A 20,175-nucleotide genomic window follows, 5' to 3' on the forward strand; every position below is an offset into this window, starting at 1 on the left:
TACCGGTCGATAGAATTCGGGCATGGGAGAGCGGCCTGTCGCGCCGACTGCGCCCGAGCTGGTACTCGAAACCGACGCAGGACCCACGGTGATGAGTCCGGACCGGGAGTACCACGTCGGACGCGACCCCTTGAGCGACGTCGTCATCGACGACGTCCGTGTCTCGTGGCATCACGCGGTGCTCAGGCCGTCGGACGGCCATTGGTCGATCGAGGACGGGAACAGCACGAACGGCACCTACACCGACGGGCGGCGCGTCCACGAGTCGGACGTCGGACCCGGCACCGTCCTCCGTTTCGGCCACCCGGAGGACGGGCCGCGGGCCCTGCTGAGCGGACGGCCCGCGCCGGCCCCGGCGGCCCCGGACCGCCCGTCGGCCGTCTCGATGCCCGCCGCCACCGGCACGTTCCGGCAGCCGACCACCGTACGGCCGCTTCCTTCGCGCACCGTACGGATCGGCCGCGGGTCCGGAAACGACCTCGTCGTCGACGACCTGAGCGTGTCACGCCGCCACGCCGAACTGCTGGCCCATACGGACGGCACGTACGAGATCGTCGACCTCGGCTCGCACAACGGAACCTTCCTCAACGGCCAGCCCGCCGACCGGGCACCCGTCTCCGCCGGAGACATCGTCGGCATCGGGCACTCCGCCTTCTGCCTGGTCGGGGACACGCTGCAGGAGTTCGTCGACACCGGTGAGGTGTCGCTCGACGTCCAGGACCTGGCGGTGGCGGTCGACAAAGGGCGCAAGACGCTCCTCGACCACGTCACGTTCCCGGTGGGTGAGAAATGCCTGCTGGGCGTGGTGGGGCCCAGCGGCGCGGGCAAGTCCACGCTCCTGAACGCCCTGACCGGACTGCGTCCGGCCGACGAGGGGACCGTCCTCTACGACGGCCGCGATCTCTACCACGACTACGCCGAACTGCGTCAGCGCATCGGGCTGGTGCCCCAGGACGACATCCTGCACGCCCAGCTGACGGTACGCCGGGCACTCGGTTACGCCGCTGAGCTCCGTTTCCCCCAGGACACCGCCAAGTCGGAGCGCCGGGAGCGGGTCGCCGAGGTGATGCGCGAACTCGGGCTCGAACAGCGGGCGGACCAGCCGATCCACAGTCTCTCCGGTGGCCAGCGCAAGCGCGTCAGTGTGGCGCTGGAACTGCTGACGAAACCGTCGCTGCTCTTTCTCGACGAGCCGACGTCGGGCCTCGACCCCGGTATGGACCGCTCGGTCATGCACATGCTGCGCGGTCTCGCCGACGACGGGCGCACGGTCATCGTCGTCACGCACAGTGTGCTGAGCCTGGACGTGTGCGACCGGCTGCTGGTCCTCGCTCCCGGCGGCAAGATCGCCTACTACGGTCCGCCCGAGGACGCGCTGGCCTTCTTCGGCTTCGCCGAGTGGCCGGAGGCGTTCGAGGCCTTCGAGAACGACCGCGACCGGCCCTGGGCCGAGGAGTTCACCGCCTCCCCCTTCCACCGGCGGTACATCGCCAACGCCACGTCCCAGCCCCGGCTGCCGCACGCCGCGGCCGCGCCGGTCGCGCCGCCGCCGAAGACCCGCAGCTGGGGTGCGCAACTGCGGACCCTCGTACGGCGGTACGCGGCCGCGCTGAGCGCGGACCGGACGTTCCTCGTCATCATGATCGCGCTGCCGTTCGTGATGGGCGCCATGACACGGGCCCTGGCCGGGAGCCGGCTGACGCAGGAGACGGCGATGAACGCGCTGCTCATCCTCTGTGTCGGCGGTGTGCTGACGGGCGCCGCCAACGCCGTCCGGGAACTGGTCAAGGAACGGGTGATCTACCAGCGGGAACGGGCCGTCGGCCTGTCCAGATCCGCGTACCTGATGTCCAAGGTCGTGGTGCTGGGCACCATCACGGTGCTCCAGGCCGTCGTGCTGACCCTGGTCGGTCTCGCGGGTGTCGATCTCAACGCCCCGGGCGGCCAGGGGGTGCTCCTGCCACCCCTGGCCGAAATCACCCTGACGGTGGCGCTGTTGTCCTTCACCGCGATGATGCTCGGCCTCCTGGTCTCCGCCCTGGTGCGCAAGGAGGAGGTCACCATGCCCCTCCTGGTACTGCTCGCGATCGTCCAGGTCGTCTTCTGCGGTGCGCTGCTGAAACTGCACGGGGTGCCCGGCGTCGAGCAGTTGTCCTGGCTGGTCCCGTCGCGCTGGGCGCTCGGAGCCATGGCGGGGACGATCGACCTGGCCGGGATCGTGCCGGGGAAGCTGACCTCGGACCCGCTCTTCGAGCACTCCGCCGGAATCTGGCTCCTCGACATGGGGATGCTGGTGGTGCTGTCGGCCGTCTTCGGAATCGCGGTGGCCCGGCTGCTGCGCCGGCACGAGCCCGCGATCATGCGGAAGTAGGAGCGGCCCGTGGAGACCGATGACTTCCGCCCCACCCATGTCGTCCCCCAGGACGGGCTGCCCGCCTGGGAGGCTCCCGACGTCTCCCGGCCGACCGAGCCGCTCGACCCGCTGCTCCCCGTACAGCTGGTCGACCGGCGCGGCGACTGGGGGCATGTGCTGTGCGCCAACGGCTGGTCGGCCTGGGTCGACGGCCGGTTGCTCGTGTCCGTACCGCGCGACCCGCCGCAGGCCGGGCAGCCGATGGCCCGTACGGCGGACCCGCGCCCGCTGATCGCCCGGGTCCAGGAGTCGCTGGACCGGTTCCGGCGGGCATCCGAGGAACTCGTCGAGGGCCGCATCGACGGCGAGACCTTCCGCCGTCGCACCCAGGGGCTGCGCGCCGGCGTGGTCATCGACGGCGAGGCCGTGTGGCTGTTCGACGCCGAGCACGCGCGCTGGGTGTACACGGACGGGACGCGGCTGACGACCTACGCGGCGCAGTCCGGCCCGGGCCGGCCGAGCAGCGCTCCGGCGCCCGATACAGGCCCGGAGCCGACCCGGCTCGTCGATCCGGCCACACATCCGCGGACCCGGCCGGGTGACGCGTGATGTCCTCGGACGATTCCTCCCTGCCGGCCGGCCGGCCGTCGGACCTGACCGGCCGGCAGATCGCCGACTACCTGGTGGAGGGCGAGATCGGGCGCGGCGGCATGGCGGTCGTCTACCGGGCCAAGGATCTGCGGCTGGACCGCACCGTCGCCCTCAAGCTGCTCGCCCCGGAACTCGCCCGCAACGACACCTTCCGCAAACGGTTCACCCATGAGTCACGGGTGGCGGCGGCGATCGACCATCCGCACATCGTGCCGGTCTTCGAGGCCGGTGAGACCGAGGGCGTTCTCTACATCGCCATGCGCTACGTCGCCGGTCAGGACCTGCGCGCCCTCATCGACCGGCAGGGCCCGCTGCCGCTGGGAACCGCGCTGCGCATCGCCGCCCAGGTGGCGTCCGCCCTCGACGCCGCCCACGACCACGACCTGGTGCACCGGGACGTCAAACCCGGCAACATCCTGGTCGCCGCGGGCACGGACAGCGATCACCCGGAGCACGTCTACCTCACGGACTTCGGCCTGACGAAGAAGTCGCTGTCGCTGACCGGGTTCACGTCCGTCGGCCAGTTCGTCGGGACGCTCGACTACGTGGCACCCGAACAGATCTCGGGCCGCCCGGTGGACGGGCGGTGCGACGTCTACAGCCTCGCGTGTGTCGTGCACGAGATGATGGCGGGTGCGCCACCGTTCCAGCGGGACGACGACATGGCGCTGCTCTGGGCCCACCAGTTCGATCCGCCGCCGGCCCTGACGGGAGTGCGCCCCGATCTGCCGGCGGGTGTCGACACGGTGCTGGCGAAGGCCCTGTCGAAGAGCCCGGACGCTCGTTACGACTCCTGCCTCCAGTTCGCCGCCGCGCTGCGCGCCGTCGCGCGGGGCGAGGTGCGGGGCGGACATCCGCCCACGCAGGTGGACCGACGGATCGGCGCATGGCAGTCGGGGCCCGAGCCCCCGCCGTCGCCTCCGCGGTGGGCGCTGCCGGTGTTCTCCGGACAGCCGGACAGCCGGTACCTCTAGACGCGCTGTCCCGAGCCCCGTAAATGCGCTGTCCCGTGGATGTGCTGTCCCGAGCCCCGTGGATGCGCTGTCCCGGACCCCGCCCGACCCGGCTGATCGAACGAGGCCCTGGCCGAACCCGCGTCCTGCTACGTTCCGAATGTCGCCCGCACGGCGACGACCGTAACGACAGTGGGGGGTCCACGTGCACGGCTACAGTCACGCCCGCTTCAGACGCGCGAGAGGTCTGCTCGTCGCACTCGCGCTCAGTGCCGCCGTTCTGACCACGGGAACGCCGGGCGCCCGAGCGGCCGAACCGGGCGAACCGTCCGACGTCACGGTCCAGCTGCCGACCCACACCTACTCGCGCATGCTGGTCGACGAGGCGCGCCAACGGTTGTACGTCACCACGGGCGGTCTGTCGGCGACCGTACACGCCATCCTGGTGTACGACTTCGACGGCAATCTGCTCCGCACCGTCACCACCGAGGCCATGACCGCCGCGGGCGCCATGACACTGTCCGCGGACGGCAGCATCCTGTACGTGGCCGTGGCCGACTACGTACTGGTCTTCGACCCGGACACCTTCGCGTACATAGGCGGCGGTTGGGTGAAGAGCGACTTCAGGGACGGCCTGTGCTCCGGCGACCTGGGCATCACCGGCGGTCGGCTGTGGGTCACCAGAATGGGCAGCCAGGAGTACCCGAAGGACTGTTCCACCGAGGTCCAGACCCTGTGGAGCGGAGCTCCCACGGGCGGCACCTTCACCGACAGCGGAAGCCTGGTGAGCGCGAAGTTCGCCACCTCTCCGGGACTCCCGGGCAAGCTCGTCCAGGCCTACGCGACCTACGGGACGCCCAAGCTCGTCGTCGGCGTCTACGACGCCACCACCGCCTACACCAGGCAACTGGCCCTGCGGACGTACACCGCCGCCACCGACCCGGCCGCCCCGCCGAAGGATGTCGCCGTCAGCCCCGACGGCTCTGTGGTGGCGGTCGCGGCCGGGACCGGCGGCACCCGGACGTTGTCCACCACGGGTCTCACCGACGCAGCGCCCGGTTACGGTTCGCTGCCGGCGGGCACGAGTTCGACCGCGGTCGCCTTCAGCCCGGACGGCTCGCTCGTCGCCCGCGGCGGCGCGGTCGACGGCACGGCGGCCGACCTGCTGGTCCAGCGGGCCCGACCGGTGGAGGGCGACACGCCACGGGAGTACGCCTTCACGGACGGATCGGCCGGCGGAGACCAGGTGGCCGACCGCGGACTCGCCTTCAGCCCGGACGGGGCACGGCTGTTCGCCATGACCACCAACGCCGCCAAGAACTCCTACTGGCTGCACATCATCACGAACCCCGGCGCCCGCTACCACTCCGCGTTCGACGGTCCGCCGGCCGTGGAGCCCGGCACCCCCTTCGCGGGCCAGGCCGTGCGGATCTCCGGCACACTGCGGCGCAACGGTCCGGCATCCGCCGAGCCGGCGCGGGTGACCGCCGTACGCCACGACGCGGACGGCGACCACGCGCTCCCGGCGGCGACCGTCGGCCCGGACGGCGCCTTCGCCCTGGACGACACCCCGTCCACCACGGGCAGGAGCACCTACACCGTCTCCTTCGCGGGCGACGCCGCGCACGACCCCGCCCCGGACTCCACGGTGGAGGTGGAGGTGGCCAAGGCCCCGACGGAGTTGACGCTCGACGGGCCCGAGGGCGCGACCACCGCGGGCGTGGTGGTGCACGGCACCCTGAGCACCGCCGGGACGCCGCTGCCCGAGGGGACCCTCGTCGCCGTCCAGCGCTGGTCGAAGAAGGGCGTCGCCGATCTGCCCGCCGCACTCGTGGGGCCCGACGGCGGCTTCACCGTGACGGACGCACCACCCGCCGCCGGCAGCATCCTCTACACGGTCTCCTATGCCGGTGACGCGTTGCACGACTCCTCGGCGGACTGGGTGACGGTCCCCGTCACCGGCTGAGCCGGGCTCCTTGACGGGACGGCGGACGCCCAGCGGGCCGACGCCGTCCCGTCGAACCGTGCGTGCCGTTCGCCCGTCGGTGCCGGAATCCGTGCCTGCCGCCTCTGTCCCCTCCGTTCACCCGTCCGCCCGGCACCTGCCCGCGCGGCCTATCGCGTCCGGAGCTCGCCGCCCGGCGGAACCGCCTCTCCGCGCCGGTGCACACGGGAAGCGAGCAGACCGCCCAGGAAGCCCGTCACCAGACCCCACAGAACGGCCAGTCCGAGCGCACCCCACAGACGCGGCCGCAGCAGCACCTCGCCGCCCAGCCCGCCGCCGAGGTCGCCGAGACCCAGGAGCGACAGGCCGTAGTGCGCGGAGATCCGCACTAGCAGACATACGGCGAACACGGTGAGGGTGAGCGCCGCCGCCATGCGCAGAGCGTGCTGCCAGGGGCGGATCCGGGCCGGCGAGCGCGCGGCCATCAGGAACCCGGACGCCAGGGTGAACAGCGCGGCTGCGACGACGCACCACCAGACGCGGCCGTCCTGCTCGGCGAGCGTGCCGACGTTCAGGGTGGACACGTCCGGGGTCCGCAGGACGGAGTCCAGCACCTGGGGCATCGGCAGCCCGAACGGCCCGTCCACCTTTCCCTCCCAGGACGCCCCGAGGCCCAGAGTGAGCACGAGCCAGACGAGGTTGGGCAGTCCGAGCAGGATCACCGCGAACGTCTCGGCGGGATGCCCGCGGGTCACCGCGACGACGAGTCCGGTGACCAGCCCCACGGCCACGTAGGCGAGCAGCAGCGCCACCATGGCGTACGCGGCCGGGCGCACCGATTCCTGGAAGCGGACCAGCCGGACCGGCAGCGGCGCGCCGCTCGACACGAGCAGGGCCAGGACGAGGACTCCGGCCAGCCAGAACACGCCGAGGACGAGGGTGAGCGGGATCTCGGCCCGGAATCCGGCCTGCGGCGAGGCGTCGAGCACGTCGCCGATGACTCCGCCCGTGGGGTCGGCGCCGGGGATGTCGAAGGTCTGCCGGGCCAGCAGGGACAGGCCGATCAGCACCAGAACCCACAGCAGCGCGATCCGGGCGGCCCAGCCCGCCAGTTCGCGCGCGGTGGCGACGGCGCGGTGTCGCAGGGGGCGGAGGAATCCGGCGGCGAGGACCAGCGCGCCGACGAGGGTGACCGAGAGCGGCAGTGCCGAGATGTCCGCGTGGGTCCGGGCGAGGTCCCCCGCGTTCCCCGACAGGGCGACCGAGCCGCCCGCCGCCATGACGACGACGGCCGCGACCACGCGGGGGAATGAGCCGCCGGGGAGTTCCGCCGCTCCGGCCGACCACAGGCCGAGGGCTGCGGTGACGCCCATGACCAGGAGTCCCGTGAGAACGGTCAGGAGGGCGTCGCCCCAGCCATGCGCGACGCGGACTCCCGTACCGCTGCGGCCGCCCGATCCCTGTGTGCTCACGGGCCCACGCTAGGCAGCCGCACTGCGGGCCGCCCCTCGGGTGGGCCGACCGCGTCGGCTTGCGGGCCTTGCCGGTGTGGGGAACACAATGTCTGATACCTGAAGAAAGACCGAAGAATCCGGTATCGATCCTGGTATGGGGAAGATGACCCGTGAGTGACCAGCCGCCGTCGTCGGGCCGCCCCACGGGGCCGCCCTCAGGACCGCTGTCGGGTCCTTCGCAGGAGGGTCCCGTCCCGCCGCCTCCCGAGCGCCCGTCCGGTCCGCCGGCCGGTCCGCCCTCCGGCGGCGGCCATGGCGGACCCGGTGGTCCGGGCGGTCCCGGAGAGACCCCTCAGGGTCCGGGGCACACCCCCCGCACCCCGTGGTGGCGCTCGGTCCCGAAGGTGGCGACGATCGTCGTCGCCCTCGTGGCGGCGGTGGTGATCACCGTCGTCCTCACCCGGCCGGACGGATCCGACAAGGCCGGCGGGGAGGTGTTCCTCCAGGCGGCCGGTTCGACCGGCCCCGACCCGTTCACCGGCTCGACCGCACGCGGCACGGCCGGGGACGCGACGCCGTCGGCCGTACCGAGTCCGGTGGCGAGCGCCTCGGCGACACCGTCCAACGTCACGCGGGCCGTGGACGGTTCGGCGCCCGGCCTGTACGGCGGAACCCGCAAGGTCGCCAGCTGCGACGTGGAGAAGCAGATCACCGCCCTCACGGACCAGCCCGCCAAGAACAAGGCCTTCGCGTCGGTGGAGGGCATCGCCCCGTCCGGCGTCCCGGCCTATCTGCGCGCCCTGACACCGGTCCGGCTGCGGCTCGACACCCGGGTCACCAACCACGGGTACGAGAACGGCGCCGCCACGAGCTACCAGGCGGTGCTCCAGGCCGGTACGGCGGTCATGGTCGACGACCGCGGTGTACCGAGGGTCCGCTGCGCCTGCGGCAACCCCTTGCTGCCGCCGGTCGCGTTGAAGGGCACGCCGCAGGTGAAGGGCGATCCCTGGCCCGGGTACCGGGCCGGCCGGGTCGTGGTGGTGCAGCCCGCCCCGCGGCCGGTGAACGTGTTCGTCATGTTCGACCCCGGAACCGACGGCTGGTTCGCGCGGAAAGCCGGTGACACGGGCGACGGCGACAAGAAGACCGACCCGCCCGCCGACTCGAGTGCTTCCCCGTGTCCGCCGAAGGACGGCGGGGGCAGGGCCGACCCCTGTCCCCCGGGCTCGTCCTCCCGCTCCCCGGGAGCCGATGAGCCGTCGTCGCCCGATGCCACGGATTCCGGCGAGCCCTCCACGGAACCTCCCCCGGCACCGCCGACGTCCGAGGAGCCGCCTCCCTCCCCTCCGCCCTCCTCCGAGGAGCCGCCGCCGACCTCGGAGTCGGCCCCGGAGCCCGTGGCACCGCAGACCGGGGAGTCCGAGGCCCCGCCGCCCGCCCCGCCGGCCTCCGACGGCGGGGCCTCGGACGGAACGGCGTAGCGCCCGTACCGGCCCGCCGGTCCCCCGGCGGGCCGGAACGCCTCAGGGCGTCGACACGGTGGGCCGGGGCGCCGTCGCCATCCCGCTGCCGATGAAGAAGCTCGGGTGCGGCGGCTGGTTGTACGCGGTGTTCTGCCAGGCCAGGGCCGTGCGGTACGTGGTGTCGTGGAGAAGTGTGGTGATCTTCGTGGTGGTCTCGTACGGCGTGGAGTAGATCCGCAGAGCGGTGTTGTTCGTGGTCGCCCAGACCACTTCCTCACGCCAGTCGCCGAAGAGGTCGCCCGAGATCGCGGGGGTGGCCTTGGTCCCGTTGTTCGAGTGGACCGATGCCCCGGTCAGCTGCCGGGTGTCGGCGGAGGTCCCGTACTTGTCGATGTGGGTACCGTCGAGGAGTTCCCGGGTGGTGTCGCCGTCCCACCAGGACAGGAAGTTGGCGCTGGAGGGCTTGCGACTCGCGACGACGGCGCCCTTGGGGCTGCGCAGGCCGTCGGCCGCGGACGACCAGGACTCGGCGCCGGCGCTGCCGGACCAGATGTCGTCGCTGACGCCGCGTCCGTTGTCGCCGTCGGCGGGCGTCGACCAGATGACCTGGCCGGTCTTCGCGTCCGCCATCCAGGACGAGGGCTTGGAACTGTCCTCGTCGACCTTGAACTCCTCCAGGCCCGAACGGGACGGGTCCAGGTCGCCGACGTGCATGGCGTCGCCGTGGCCGTTCTTCGTCGTCCACAGGGCGTTGCCGTTGTCGTCGACGGCCATGGCTCCGTAGACGATCTCGTCCTTGCCGTCGGCGTCGACGTCGGCGACCGCGAGCTGGTGGTTGCCCTGGCCGTCGTACCCCTTGCCGGAGTTGGTCGAACTGTTGGTGTCGAAGGTCCACCGCCGGGTGAACGCGCCGTTCCGCCAGTCCCAGGCGGCGATGACCGTACGCGTGTAGTAGCCGCGGGCCATGATCAGTGAGGGCCTGGCACCGTCGAGGTAGGCGGTGCCGGCGAGGAAGCGGTCGACCCGGTTGCCGTAGCTGTCGCCCCACGAGGAGACCGTGCCGCGCGCGGGGACGTAGTCGACGGTGCCCATGGCGGCGCCCGTCTGACCGTTGAACATGGTCAGGTACTCGGGGCCGGAGAGGATGTAGCCGGAGGAGTTGCGGTAGTCGGCCGACGCGCTGCCGATCACCGTGCCCCTGCCGTCGACGCTGCCGTCGGCGGTCTTCATCGCGACCTCGGCCTTGCCGTCGCCGTCGTAGTCGTACACCTGGAACTGGGTGTAGTGCGCGCCCGAGCGGATGTTGCGCCCCAGGTCGACGCGCCACAGCCGGGTGCCGTCGAGTCTGATCCCGTCGACGATGGTGTTGCCCGTGTAGCCGGACTGGGAGTTGTCCTTGGCGTTGGTGGGCTGCCACTTGAGTACGAAGTCGAGTGCGCCGTCGCCGTCGAGGTCGCCGACGGACGCGTCGTTGGCCTCGTAGGTGTAGGCGACGCCGTCGGGGGTCGTGCCGCCGGCGGGCGGGCTGATGGGCACGTCCTTGTAGCCGCTGCGGAACTGCACGGCGTGGACGGAGTCGCTCTGCTCGACACCGCCGACGATCGCGCGCACCGTGTAGTCCGCCGAGTTGGGGGCCCCGGCGTGGAAGTAGTTCGTCGAGCCTGTCACCGGCGAGGCGTTGACCTTCGTACCGGCCCGGTAGACGTTGAAGGACACGTCGTCCGCGTCGGTGGCGAGCCAGCGCCAGCTGATCAGGTTGCCCGCGTCGGTGTGGACGCTGACGACGCCGCGGTCCAGTGCCTCCGCCTGGCGCGCGGTCGCGGCATGGGAGGTCTGTCCGGTGGCGACCAGTCCGGCGGCGGCCAGCAGACCCGCCGTGACGGCGCCTATCAGCGTCCGAACGGGGGTGGTGCGGCGTCTGCGGGGGGAACGGGGATGCTCAGGAGCCACGGTGCGTGCCTTCCGGAGTGGGGGTGGGTTCGGGTACCCCTCAGTGCCCGCCGGGACCGGAAAGGTTGCCGTCCGGACGCACCGGATCCGCGGCAGGCCGCCCGGGCCGCGCTCTCACCCGTTTGCCGCAGCGCGGTGGCGACCCGGGTGGGGGGGTGCGCAGGCTGTCCGGAGAGCTACCGATTCACAGAGGTGGCGGAGCCAGATGGGGGTGCGACGTGCCGGACGCCGGTGCACCGGTCCCAGGAAGCGCGCCCGCCGACAGGATGGCGGGCGCGCTCCTGGACACACTGTTCAGCCAGTCCGCGGTGGGGCTGCACGTGCTGGACACGGGACTGCGGGTGGAGCGGGTCAACGCGCTGTCCGACGCGGTCGCGCCCGAGCGGATCGTGGGACTGCACTTCACGGAGGCGTACCGGCTCCATGCCCCCGCGGAGTCGGAGGAACTGCTGCGCGGCGTGCTGGAGACCGGTGTGCCCGTGCTGAACCATGTGATCCGCGGACGGCTCATGGGGGCTCCCGGGCCCGACCGCAGCCTGCTGGTCACGGTCCACCGCCTCGACGACCCGGCCGGCCGGCCGCTCGGGCTGCTGGCCGCCGTCGTCGACGTCAACGAGCGGGAGAAGTCGCGCGACCGCGTGGACACCTTGGCCGCGGTCCGCAGGAATGTGGGCCACTCCCTCGACATGGAGGCGATCTGCCAGGGGTTCGTGGGGGCGCTGGTGCCCCGGTTCGCGGACTTCGCCGTGGTCGAGGTGGTGGACGAGGTGCTGCGCGGTTCGAGCGCACCGCTCAGCCCGGTGGGATCCGATGTCCCCCTGCGTCGTGCGGCCCAGACGGGGACCGACGGGGACACGCCGGTGGGCGTGACACGGCGGCTTCCCGAGGGCACGCCCTACTCCCTCGCCGCCGGCGATCTGCGGCCCCGGCTCATCCAGCTCGGACCGGACACCCCGTGGCTGGACTCGGATCCGGTCACCGGGCACATGGTCTCGGCGATCGGCGCCCACTCCCTGATCGTGGCGCCGCTGAAACTGCACGGGGCCTTCCTCGGTCTGGTGAGCCTGTACCGCTGCCCCGGCTCCGAGCCGTTCAACGAGAGGGACCTCACCCTCGTGCTGACCGCCGCCGCCCATGCGGCGCTGAGCATCGAGACGTCGCGGCGCTACGCGCGCGACCATGTGATCGCCTCGACCGTCCAGCGCAGGCTGCTGCCGCAGTACAACGGCACCCGGATCGCCGTCGAGACCGCGCATGTGCTGCTTCCGGGCCGCAACAGCGGCTGCTGGTTCGACACCATCGGCCTGTCCGGTGCCCGGACCGCGCTGATCATCGGGAACGTCGCCGGCCACGGACTCCAGACCGCCATCATGATGGGGCAACTGCGGACCGCCCTCCACGCGCTGTCCGGTCTCGACCTGGACCCCGACGAGGTGCTGGCCCGTCTGAACGACACGGCCGACCGCCTCGCCCGGGAGCGCCGGTCCCTTCCGCCGGGTGACTCGCTGCACCGCCAGCCGCTGACGGCGAGTTGTCTGTACGCGGTCTACGACCCCTTCGCCCGGACCTGCACCGTGGCGCGGGCGGGGCATCCGGCGCCGGTCGCCGTCGATCCGGACGGCCGCCCGGTCGCCCTCGACGTGCCCGAGGGACCACCCCTGTTCTCCGACGACAGCGCCCCCTTCGCCACCGCGACCATCGAACTCGCCGAGGGCAGTGTGCTGGCCTTCCTCACCGGTTCCCTGCTGTCCGACGAACACGCCGTGACCCGGGTGCAGGACGCGCTCGCCTATCCGGAACGGCGGCTGCAGGAGCTGTGCGACGCCGTCGTCTACAACCTCCCCGCCGACGCGCACCCCGACGGTGCCGCCCTGCTCCTCGCCAGGACGGGCGTCGTTCCGCCCGACCGGGTCGCGACATGGGAGCTGGCCCACGACCGGACCACGCCCGCCATGGCCCGCACCCTGGTGCGCGACCGGCTCGAAGGCTGGAGCCTCGACGAGGAGACGATCGAGGCGACCGAGCTGATCGTGAGCGAGCTGATCACCAACGCGGTCCGCTACGGGACGCCGCCGCTGCACCTGCGCCTCCTGCTGGACCGCACGCTCACCTGCGAGGTCCACGACACCAGCCCGGTGTCCCCGCATCTGCGTCACGCGCGCACCGTCGACGAGGGCGGCCGTGGTCTGTTCATCGTCTCCCAGCTCGCGACGCACTGGGGTACCCGGTACAGCACCGACGGGAAGGCCCTGTGGACCGAGCAGGAGATCCCTTCCGACGACGGCTTCTGACGGCCCGGCACGAGCCGGCGGCGGCTCCGGCTCGCAGCTCGGCCCGCGGAGACGGAGCATGAGGGCATGGGCACGGGCATGGATACCTTCCGCGGGGACCCGCACCCCCTGCGCGCCGTCGCGTTCGTACTGGCCGCCCTGTGCACACTGGTGATGGCCCTGACCGCGACCGCGCGCAGCACCCTGGTCTCGCCGTCCTTCTACCGGTCGGTGCTCGACAGCCAGGACGCCTACGACCGGTTGTACGACGAGGTGCTCGTCGATCCCGCGGCGTCGGGTGTCACCAGGGACCTCCTCGCGCGGCTGCCGGTCCCGGAGGCGGTCGTCACCTCGAACATCAAGGTGGTGCTGCCCCCGGAGACGGTCCGGGACCTGACCCACCAGCAGATCGACGGCCTGGTCGGCTATCTGCGCGGCGACGTCGGCACGCTGCGGCTGGCCGTGGACCTGCGGCCGGTCGCCGGCCATCTCGGCGACCTCACCCAGATCTACTTCGGCGATCTCGTCGCCTCGCTGCAGAACAGGACCGAGCCGGACTTCGCGGCCTTCTCCGCCGATCTGGCCCGGGCGCTGGAGGGTCTGGTGGCAGGGCGGGTCCCGGACGCCCTGCCTGCGCTGCCGCTCTCCTCCGGGCAGGCCGAGCAGGCGACGGACGCGCTGCTGCGGTCCGTGCCGGAGGACAGCCGGGCGGCGCTGCGTCCCGAGGTCTCGGTCGCCCTGGCCGAGGGCGACGTGGCCACGGCACTGGCGGCGGTGGCCCCCGGAGCGGTGTCGGAACGGACCCGGGCCTCGGCGGCCGAGCTGCGTGCGACCGTCGGCGACGGCACGTGGGATGTGACGCAGACCCTCGCCGCGTCGGGAAACGATCTGGACGCCGTCCACCGGGCGCGGGCGGTGACGCACGAGGGCCTCGCTCTGGTGGAGGCGATCGCCACCGTACTGGGCGTGGTGTCCCTCGCTCTGCTCTGGTTCGCCTCGGCGGCCGGTGCCGGCGTACGGCTGACGGCGATGGGCTGGGCCCTCGCGTCCGGCGCCGTTCTCACCGGCCTCGTGGTGCTGATCGCGCGCCTGCTCACCGGCGGGCGGGTGGTTGCTCCGCCGGACTCCTGGCCGCCCGGCGTGAGCGGCCTGGTGGACGACCTCCAGCGTGCGGCCTTCGACCGGATCGCCGTCACCGCGCTGACCGCCGCGCTGGTCCCGCTCGTGATCGGAGCGCTCCTGGCGGCGGCGGGCTGGGCCGTCCGGACACGGCCCCGGCCGGCGTTCACCGTGCCACGCGTCCGTGGGCTGGCCGCGGGCGCCGGCTGTGCGGCGATGGCCGGGGTGCTGCTCGTGCCCCTGGCGGTGAACCAGTCCGTCGCGCGCGCCTGCCAGGGCAGTACCCGGCTGTGTGAGCTGCGGTACGACGAGGCGGCCTACGTGACCTCGCACAACGCCAACTCGACGACGTACGACCGGTTCATCGGACCGCTGCAGGATCCCGCCATCACGGCGCAGCTGAACGCGGGCGCGCGGGCGCTGCAGATCGACACGTACCACTGGGAGACGTCGCAGGAGATCACGCAGCGGTTGGACACGCCCGACTTCTCACCGGAGCAGCGGCGGCTCATCGCCTCGGCGGTCGACCGGCTCAACCCGCCGCGCGAGGGCCTGTGGCTGTGCCACGCCGTGTGCCGGGCGGGAGCGATCGAGCTGGTGCCCGCCCTCACCGCCCTGGGCGCCTGGATGCGGGAGAATCCGGGTGAGGTGGTCACGCTGATCGTGCAGGACGCGATCAGCGGCGAGGAGACCGAACAGGCCTTCCGGCAGGCCGGACTCGATGACCTGCTCCACACACCGGACCCCGATCCCCGGAAGGCGTGGCCGACGCTGGGCGAGATGGTCGACAGCGGCCGGCGGCTCGTGGTCTTCGCCGAGGAGGCCGACGGGCCCGCGCCCTGGTACCGCAATTTCTACCGGTACGGGATGGAGACGCCGTTCGCGTTCCGCTCCCCCGCCGCGATGAGCTGCGTCCCGCACCGCGGGGACACCGGCAAGCGGCTGTTTCTGCTGAACCACTTCATCACCGTCGCGGGCGGCAGCCGGCTGGACGCGGGAAAGGTCAACGCCCGTGACTATGTGCTGGACCGGGCCCACAGGTGCGAGCGGGAACGGGGCAGTCCGGTGAACTTCGTCGCCGTCGACTACACGACGATCGGGGATGTGCGCGGGGCCGTGGCCGCGCTCAACGAGGAGCGGGCGGCGGCGGCCGACGCCTCCTGAGGGGCAGCGGACACGGGTGCGGCGCACCACGGCGGTCGGGCCGTGGTGCGCCGCGGTCAGGGCGTCGGCAGCCGCCCCGGGTTCAGAGGGCGGGCCGCCGACGGGTCAGCGGTGGCCGCCGTAGCGGTGGCCCCAGGACTTGGAGTCGACCTTGTGGCCGCGCGCGTCGCGCAGCGTCGCGGTGTCGCTGTTGTCCCAGACGTAGCGGCGGAGGTCCTGGTAGACGTCGGTGCGGCTGTCGCGGCCGACACCGGTGTGCACACGCACCGAGGAGCGTCCGGGCAGACGCAGGTCGAAGCGGTAGGTGCGGTGGCTCTCGTCACGCAGCGTCCAGCCGCGCAGGTTGACCGACTGACGGCTGGTGTTGGTGACGGTGACCCACTCGCCGTTCAGGCTGCGGTTCGAGCCGTTGTCGCGGCCGGGGCTGTTGTACTGGATCTTGCCGAGAACGACGGCCGACCGCGGGGCGTGACCGCGGCCGTGACCGTGGTCGTGGTCGTGGCCGTCTGCGACCGCCGGCAGGGCGGCGGCAGCGACCAGCGCGCCGGAAGCGAGAACAGCGGCGGTGATCCGTCGTGCGGAACGGGACATGAAGACCCCTCAAGTGCAGGCCCGGACCCTGCGGTCCGGGCGTTTTTCGGTCCCGGTGTAGTGCCGGGAAGGCATACTTTGACCCGGTTGCCCGCTGTCCGGATACCGCCCCAGCACGTGTTACAAGACGCAGACATTTCCGTCACAGGCGGTTGTACGCGACATCCACCGAATCCTCCGGGTACCTGTCAATCGCTGCCCGCTGCACCCACCCGCACGGCAGCGGGTTGACGGAAGCCGGCACACCGTCCCACCCCCGCCGCGCCTCCGCCCGGGCCCGCCCGGCCCGGCCCCGGGATCCGTAACAACGGCGGCCTCACCGGATCTGAACGCCCGTTCCGTTACCCCCGGAAAGAAGCACAGGAGTTCTCTCGAACACCGGCCGGGCGCGGCGAGGCGGCCGTCCGGACCGGAGGGGACGGGTACGAGGCCGAGCCGCGGCTTTCCGCCATGCCGCCGGTCGCGAGTCCGCCGGGGGCGGGAGGCGGTGCGGGCGAGGAGCGGGGCGGCGCAGCAGGCGCGGCCGCCCGTCGAGGTGGTCTCGCGCCGCGCGTCCGTCACGGCCCGGCAGGGCGGGCGGGACGGTCCGCGGACCCGGCCGGCCGCCTCCCGGACCAGCCGAGCAGCACCACCGAACAGACGGCGGCGAACGCACACCAGGTGGAGATGAACTCCAGGCGCCACAGCGCGGCGCAGACCGCGGCCCCGCCCGCGACCACCACACCGAGCCACACAAGCACCCGGTCACCGGACAGCAGCAGTGATCCGACGGTGGCCACGAGGTAGCCCGCCACGAGCAGTTCAGGACGTGGGAGATCCAGGACGTACCCGAGGGTGTGCCCGCGGATCTCCGCCGTCACGGACCGGGTCGCCAGGCTGTACGCGAGAACGGCCGAGGTCGCCGCCCCCGCCGCCAGCGGCACCGCGAGCCGGCGCCGGGCCTTGGGCGGGGCGGCGCACAGCACACCCAGCGGCACCCACAGCGCGAGGAGCGGCAGGGCGATGACCGCCCACGCCACGGTCGCCGGGCCGGTTCCGCCGTCCGCCCTCCAGACCACGGACTCGATGATCTGGTGGGCGCCCAGGAGCAGCGGCAGCGCGGCAAGCGGTAGGTCCCGGGCCCGGCGGACCCGGATCACACAGGCCGCTCCGATCGCCGCGATCGCCGTACCCGCGACGAGATCGGCGGTCGCACTCCAGCACATGGCGCCACCCAGGGGTTTCTCGAGTCCGTAGGCCCGTCACGCTACGGCCCGCCCCACGGCCGCCGAACCATGACACTCCCACTTCTTGACCGGTCCATGCCGTTGACGTACCGTCACCGCTGTTCTCATACAAGAACTCGGTTCACCATACGGAACATCACGGTACGTCGTTCCGATGGTCGAGGGATTGCCTACCACCGCACCAAACCACTCATTGGTGCCTGCGGAGGACACCGCAGGCGGTGAAAGGAACACCCAGTGCGTACCAGAAATCAGCATGCCAGACGCAGAGGCGGACGGGCAGCCGCCGCGTTCGTCGCGATAGCCTCGCTCGTTCTCGCGGGGCTCACTGCACTCTTCGCCACCGGTTCCGCCACGGCGGCCCCCGCGGCGGGCTCGTACAGCCTGTCGAACGCGGCGAGCGGACTGTGTCTGGAGGTTCCCGGCGCGGGAACCTCCGACGGCGTCCAGCTCGGCCAGCGGTCTTGCAGCGGCGCCTCGAACCAGACGTGGCAGCTCAAGGCCTCGGGCAGCGGCTACACCCTGAGCGCCGCGCACAGCGGCAAGTGCGCCGGGGTCCGTGGCGCCTCGACGAGCGCCGGCAAGGCCGTGGAGCAGCAGAGCTGCACGGGCGGGGCGGGCCAGGTGTGGACGCTCGCCCAGGTCAGCGGCGACACCTACCAGGTCGTCAACGCCAACGGCGGCAAGTGCCTGAACGTGAAGGACAGTTCGACCGCGGCCGGCGCCCTGGTCCAGCAGAACTCCTGCGACTCGGTGAGCAGCAAGCGCTGGACGTTCACCGCGGCCGGATCGGTCCCGACGGACCCGCCGACCGACCCGCCCACGGATCCGCCGACCGATCCCGGCTCCCCACCCGCCTGGCCGACGGCCACCAGCAGCCAGGCCGTGACCGCGACCATGAAGGTCTCCGGTAGCTACGACGGCGGTCTGAAGCGCTTCTACGGAAGTGGCGACCTGGGCAGTGACGGCCAGGACGAGGACCAGCCGGCCCTGATCGAGCTGGCGGACGGCGCCACCCTGCAAAACGTCATCCTCGGCTCCCCCGCCGCCGACGGCGTGCACTGCCTGGGCGCCTGCACCCTGAAGAACGTCTGGTGGGAGGACGTGGGCGAGGATGCCGCCACCTTCCTGGGCGGATCCTCCTCGCTGGTGCGCACGGTCGACGGCGGCGGCGCGAAGCTGGCCGACGACAAGGTGTTCCAGCACAACGGCGGAGGCACCCTGATCATCAAGAACTTCCAGGTCAGGGACTTCGGCAAGCTCTACCGCTCGTGCGGCAACTGCTCGACCCAGTACGGCCGTCACGTCCAGGTGCAGAACGTGTGGGTCACCGCACCGGGCGACGGTCTCGTGGGGATCAACCCCAACTACGGTGACACGGCCCGTCTCTCCGGTGTGACGATCTACGACGACGGCGACCGTGACATCGACGTCTGCACCAAGTACAAGGGTGTGACGAGCGGTGAGCCCAGCAAGACGGGCACCGGCCCGGACAGCACGAACTGCCTGTACGCCACCTCCGACATCACCTATGTCGACTGATCACCGGTGACGTGGCGGACCGCCCGTCCCGGACTCGGGGCGGGCGGCTCCGCGACCGCCGGCCCCGCACGCCGGGGCCGGACCGTCCTCAGGCCGTCCCGTCCGACCAGGCGTACGGGGGTGGCACGGGCCCTTCGCCAGTCCCGGCGCCTGCCCGGCCCAGCTCACGGTCGGCCACACTCATCAGCTGACCCGCGACATCGCGCATCGCGCGGCTCGCCGCCAGTTCGTCACCGATGGTCGGCACGTCCGGGTCCTGCGGGCTGCATCGGGCTACCCCGTGGCCGGTCAGTTTCGCCGTCCCGGTGTCCAGCACCGCCTCCGCCTTCGTCGTTCCGTCGTCCTCCGACAGGTCGACACGGACCGTCCACTCCATCGTGCGGTTCATCGCATACCTCCCGGACCGCACCGGCAGGCGGGCGCCCGCCGCCCTACGGGTCCGTTTCCAGCATCCACCCAACCGGGCCCGCACGCCCGTTCCGGCTCGGCCTGCGCGGATCCCCGGACCGAAATAGGATGCAGGGACCACGCCCGCAGCAGCCGGGCCGGGGCCCATGCCCTCCGGGTCACCAGCGTCGGCCTCCCGGACCGACCCGCCACGACCGAACCTGTGGTGCGGATGGCCACCACCTGCCCTGCGGAGCGGCCCATGAACCGGCGTCGTCCTCCCCGCCCGGCCAGCGCCGAGGAGCTGCTCACCACCCTTCAGCAGCTCACGTCGCGGGCACGCCGCGAGGTGGAGCTCCACCAGGCACAGGTGGAGCTGGCCGAGGCACTGCAGCGCGAGATGCTCCCCTCCGCACTGCCCTCCCTTCCCGGTCTGCAGACCGCCGCCCGGTACACCCCCGCGCAGAGCGGTCTGGACATCGGCGGTGACTGGTACGACGGGTTTCTGCTGCCGGACGGTGCGCTGGCCTTCGCCATCGGGGACGTACAGGGGCACGACGTCGAGGCGGCGGCCTTCATGGGCCAGGTCCGGATCGCGATGCGCGCGCTCGCGGTCACGGTCACGGCGGCCGATCCGGGTGAGGTGGTGCGCCGGACCAATGACCTGCTGCTGACCGTGGACTCGGGCCTCCTGGCCACCTGCACCTTCGTGCGGCTCGATCCGCGGACCCGCGTACTCCAGAGCGCCCGTGCCGGTCATGTGGGCGCGGTCTGGGCGACCGTCGACGGGCAGGCGGGTGTCACCGAGGACGAGGGCGGTCTGCCGCTCGGGATCCAGAGCGGCGAGGACTACCCGGTCACCACCCGGCGACTCACGACCGGCGGGGCTTTCGTCCTGCTCACCGACGGCGTGATCGAAGGGCCGTCGTACCCCATCGACGAGGGACTGGACGCCGTCGTGCGGCTGGTGCGCTCACGCGCGGGCGACAGCGCGGACGAGCTGGCCGACGCGATACTGCGGGCGGCGGAGCGTACCGGGCACGAGGACGACGCCGCCGTGCTCGTCCTGCGCCACGAGTCATTTCCCGGCGTCCCCTGAGGAGGGCG

The 20,175-nt window shown here is 72.2% G+C and carries 13 protein-coding genes and 2 pseudogenes; 10 read left to right on the top strand and 5 right to left on the bottom strand.

Annotated elements, in window-relative coordinates:
* Nucleotides 1-22 precede the first annotated feature (22 nt).
* The 4 genes from ACGFZA_RS15155 to ACGFZA_RS15170 all read left to right on the top strand — a co-directional run bounded on the left by ACGFZA_RS15155 (nt 23) and on the right by ACGFZA_RS15170 (nt 5,923).
* Nucleotides 23-2,371 (top strand): FHA domain-containing protein, encoded by a 2,349-nt coding sequence (locus ACGFZA_RS15155; RefSeq protein WP_393679321.1) that lies wholly within the window; start codon nt 23-25, stop codon nt 2,369-2,371.
* Between the two features lie 9 nt (nt 2,372-2,380).
* Nucleotides 2,381-2,962 (top strand): hypothetical protein, encoded by a 582-nt coding sequence (locus ACGFZA_RS15160; RefSeq protein WP_393679323.1) that lies wholly within the window; start codon nt 2,381-2,383, stop codon nt 2,960-2,962.
* On the top strand, nt 2,962-3,978 hold the full coding sequence (locus ACGFZA_RS15165; RefSeq protein WP_385271368.1) for a serine/threonine-protein kinase: 1,017 nt from the start codon (nt 2,962-2,964) through the stop codon (nt 3,976-3,978). The genes ACGFZA_RS15160 and ACGFZA_RS15165 overlap by 1 nt, the downstream gene beginning before the upstream one ends.
* 184 nt (nt 3,979-4,162) lie before the next feature.
* A complete protein-coding gene (locus tag ACGFZA_RS15170) occupies nt 4,163-5,923 on the top strand; it encodes an Ig-like domain repeat protein (protein ID WP_393679325.1) in 1,761 nt (586 codons plus the stop codon).
* Nucleotides 5,924-6,072: 149 nt separating this feature from the next.
* Here ACGFZA_RS15170 and ACGFZA_RS15175 read toward each other — a convergent pair whose 3' ends face one another.
* Nucleotides 6,073-7,275: a streptophobe family protein gene (locus ACGFZA_RS15175; protein ID WP_393679698.1), complete on the bottom strand. Its 1,203-nt coding sequence runs from the start codon at nt 7,273-7,275 to the stop codon at nt 6,073-6,075.
* Nucleotides 7,276-7,526: 251 nt separating this feature from the next.
* Between ACGFZA_RS15175 and ACGFZA_RS15180 the strand changes: the two genes are divergently transcribed.
* On the top strand, nt 7,527-8,837 hold the full coding sequence (locus ACGFZA_RS15180) for a DUF6777 domain-containing protein (protein ID WP_393679327.1): 1,311 nt from the start codon (nt 7,527-7,529) through the stop codon (nt 8,835-8,837).
* 42 nt (nt 8,838-8,879) lie between these two features.
* Here the strand turns inward: ACGFZA_RS15180 and ACGFZA_RS15185 are convergent, their stop codons facing one another.
* On the bottom strand, nt 8,880-10,769 hold the full coding sequence (locus ACGFZA_RS15185; RefSeq protein WP_385271380.1) for a rhamnogalacturonan lyase: 1,890 nt from the start codon (nt 10,767-10,769) through the stop codon (nt 8,880-8,882).
* A 266-nt stretch (nt 10,770-11,035) separates the two neighbouring features.
* Here ACGFZA_RS15185 and ACGFZA_RS15190 point away from each other — a divergent pair, with 266 nt between their 5' ends.
* Both ACGFZA_RS15190 and ACGFZA_RS15195 read left to right on the top strand, forming a co-directional pair.
* On the top strand, nt 11,036-13,060 hold the full coding sequence (locus tag ACGFZA_RS15190) for a SpoIIE family protein phosphatase (RefSeq protein WP_393679700.1): 2,025 nt from the start codon (nt 11,036-11,038) through the stop codon (nt 13,058-13,060).
* A 78-nt stretch (nt 13,061-13,138) separates the two neighbouring features.
* A complete protein-coding gene (locus ACGFZA_RS15195) occupies nt 13,139-15,322 on the top strand; it encodes a hypothetical protein (protein ID WP_393679330.1) in 2,184 nt (727 codons plus the stop codon).
* A gap of 105 nt (nt 15,323-15,427) precedes the next feature.
* Here the strand turns inward: ACGFZA_RS15195 and ACGFZA_RS15200 are convergent, their stop codons facing one another.
* Entirely contained in the window at nt 15,428-15,913 is a 486-nt protein-coding gene (locus tag ACGFZA_RS15200) for a lamin tail domain-containing protein (protein ID WP_393679332.1), read from the bottom strand.
* 557 nt (nt 15,914-16,470) lie between these two features.
* Entirely contained in the window at nt 16,471-17,118 is a 648-nt protein-coding gene (locus ACGFZA_RS15205; RefSeq protein WP_385271389.1) for a DUF6629 family protein, read from the bottom strand.
* A gap of 258 nt (nt 17,119-17,376) precedes the next feature.
* On the opposite strand from ACGFZA_RS15205, the pseudogene ACGFZA_RS15210 reads away from it, so the two are divergent.
* A pseudogene (locus tag ACGFZA_RS15210) lies at nt 17,377-17,916 on the top strand (RICIN domain-containing protein); the annotation flags it as partial.
* 75 nt (nt 17,917-17,991) lie between these two features.
* Nucleotides 17,992-18,681: pseudogene (locus ACGFZA_RS15215) on the top strand (pectate lyase); the annotation flags it as partial.
* Nucleotides 18,682-18,769: 88 nt separating this feature from the next.
* On the opposite strand, the gene ACGFZA_RS15220 reads toward ACGFZA_RS15215, so the two are convergent.
* Nucleotides 18,770-19,069, bottom strand: a complete 300-nt coding sequence (locus ACGFZA_RS15220; protein WP_393679334.1) for a DUF1876 domain-containing protein — start codon at nt 19,067-19,069, stop codon at nt 18,770-18,772.
* A 261-nt stretch (nt 19,070-19,330) separates the two neighbouring features.
* Here ACGFZA_RS15220 and ACGFZA_RS15225 point away from each other — a divergent pair, with 261 nt between their 5' ends.
* On the top strand, nt 19,331-20,167 hold the full coding sequence (locus ACGFZA_RS15225) for a PP2C family protein-serine/threonine phosphatase (RefSeq protein WP_393679336.1): 837 nt from the start codon (nt 19,331-19,333) through the stop codon (nt 20,165-20,167).
* Nucleotides 20,168-20,175 lie beyond the last annotated feature (8 nt).

Source organism: Streptomyces sp. NPDC048211 (assembly GCF_043202315.1).
Taxonomy (GTDB): Bacteria; Actinomycetota; Actinomycetes; order Streptomycetales; family Streptomycetaceae; genus Streptomyces.

Excerpts from the sequence above, each read along its gene's own strand:
- ACGFZA_RS15155 (WP_393679321.1), top strand. The coding sequence starts at position 23 with ATGGGAGAGCGGCCTGTCGCGCCGACTGCGCCCGAGCTGGTACTCGAA.
- ACGFZA_RS15165 (WP_385271368.1), top strand. The coding sequence starts at position 2,962 with ATGTCCTCGGACGATTCCTCCCTGCCGGCCGGCCGGCCGTCGGACCTG.
- ACGFZA_RS15175 (WP_393679698.1), bottom strand. The coding sequence starts at position 7,275 with ATGGGCGTCACCGCAGCCCTCGGCCTGTGGTCGGCCGGAGCGGCGGAA.
- ACGFZA_RS15190 (WP_393679700.1), top strand. The coding sequence starts at position 11,036 with ATGGCGGGCGCGCTCCTGGACACACTGTTCAGCCAGTCCGCGGTGGGG.
- ACGFZA_RS15195 (WP_393679330.1), top strand. The coding sequence starts at position 13,139 with ATGGATACCTTCCGCGGGGACCCGCACCCCCTGCGCGCCGTCGCGTTC.
- ACGFZA_RS15200 (WP_393679332.1), bottom strand. The coding sequence starts at position 15,913 with ATGTCCCGTTCCGCACGACGGATCACCGCCGCTGTTCTCGCTTCCGGC.
- ACGFZA_RS15205 (WP_385271389.1), bottom strand. The coding sequence starts at position 17,118 with ATGTGCTGGAGTGCGACCGCCGATCTCGTCGCGGGTACGGCGATCGCG.
- ACGFZA_RS15220 (WP_393679334.1), bottom strand. The coding sequence starts at position 19,069 with ATGAACCGCACGATGGAGTGGACGGTCCGTGTCGACCTGTCGGAGGAC.
- ACGFZA_RS15225 (WP_393679336.1), top strand. The coding sequence starts at position 19,331 with ATGAACCGGCGTCGTCCTCCCCGCCCGGCCAGCGCCGAGGAGCTGCTC.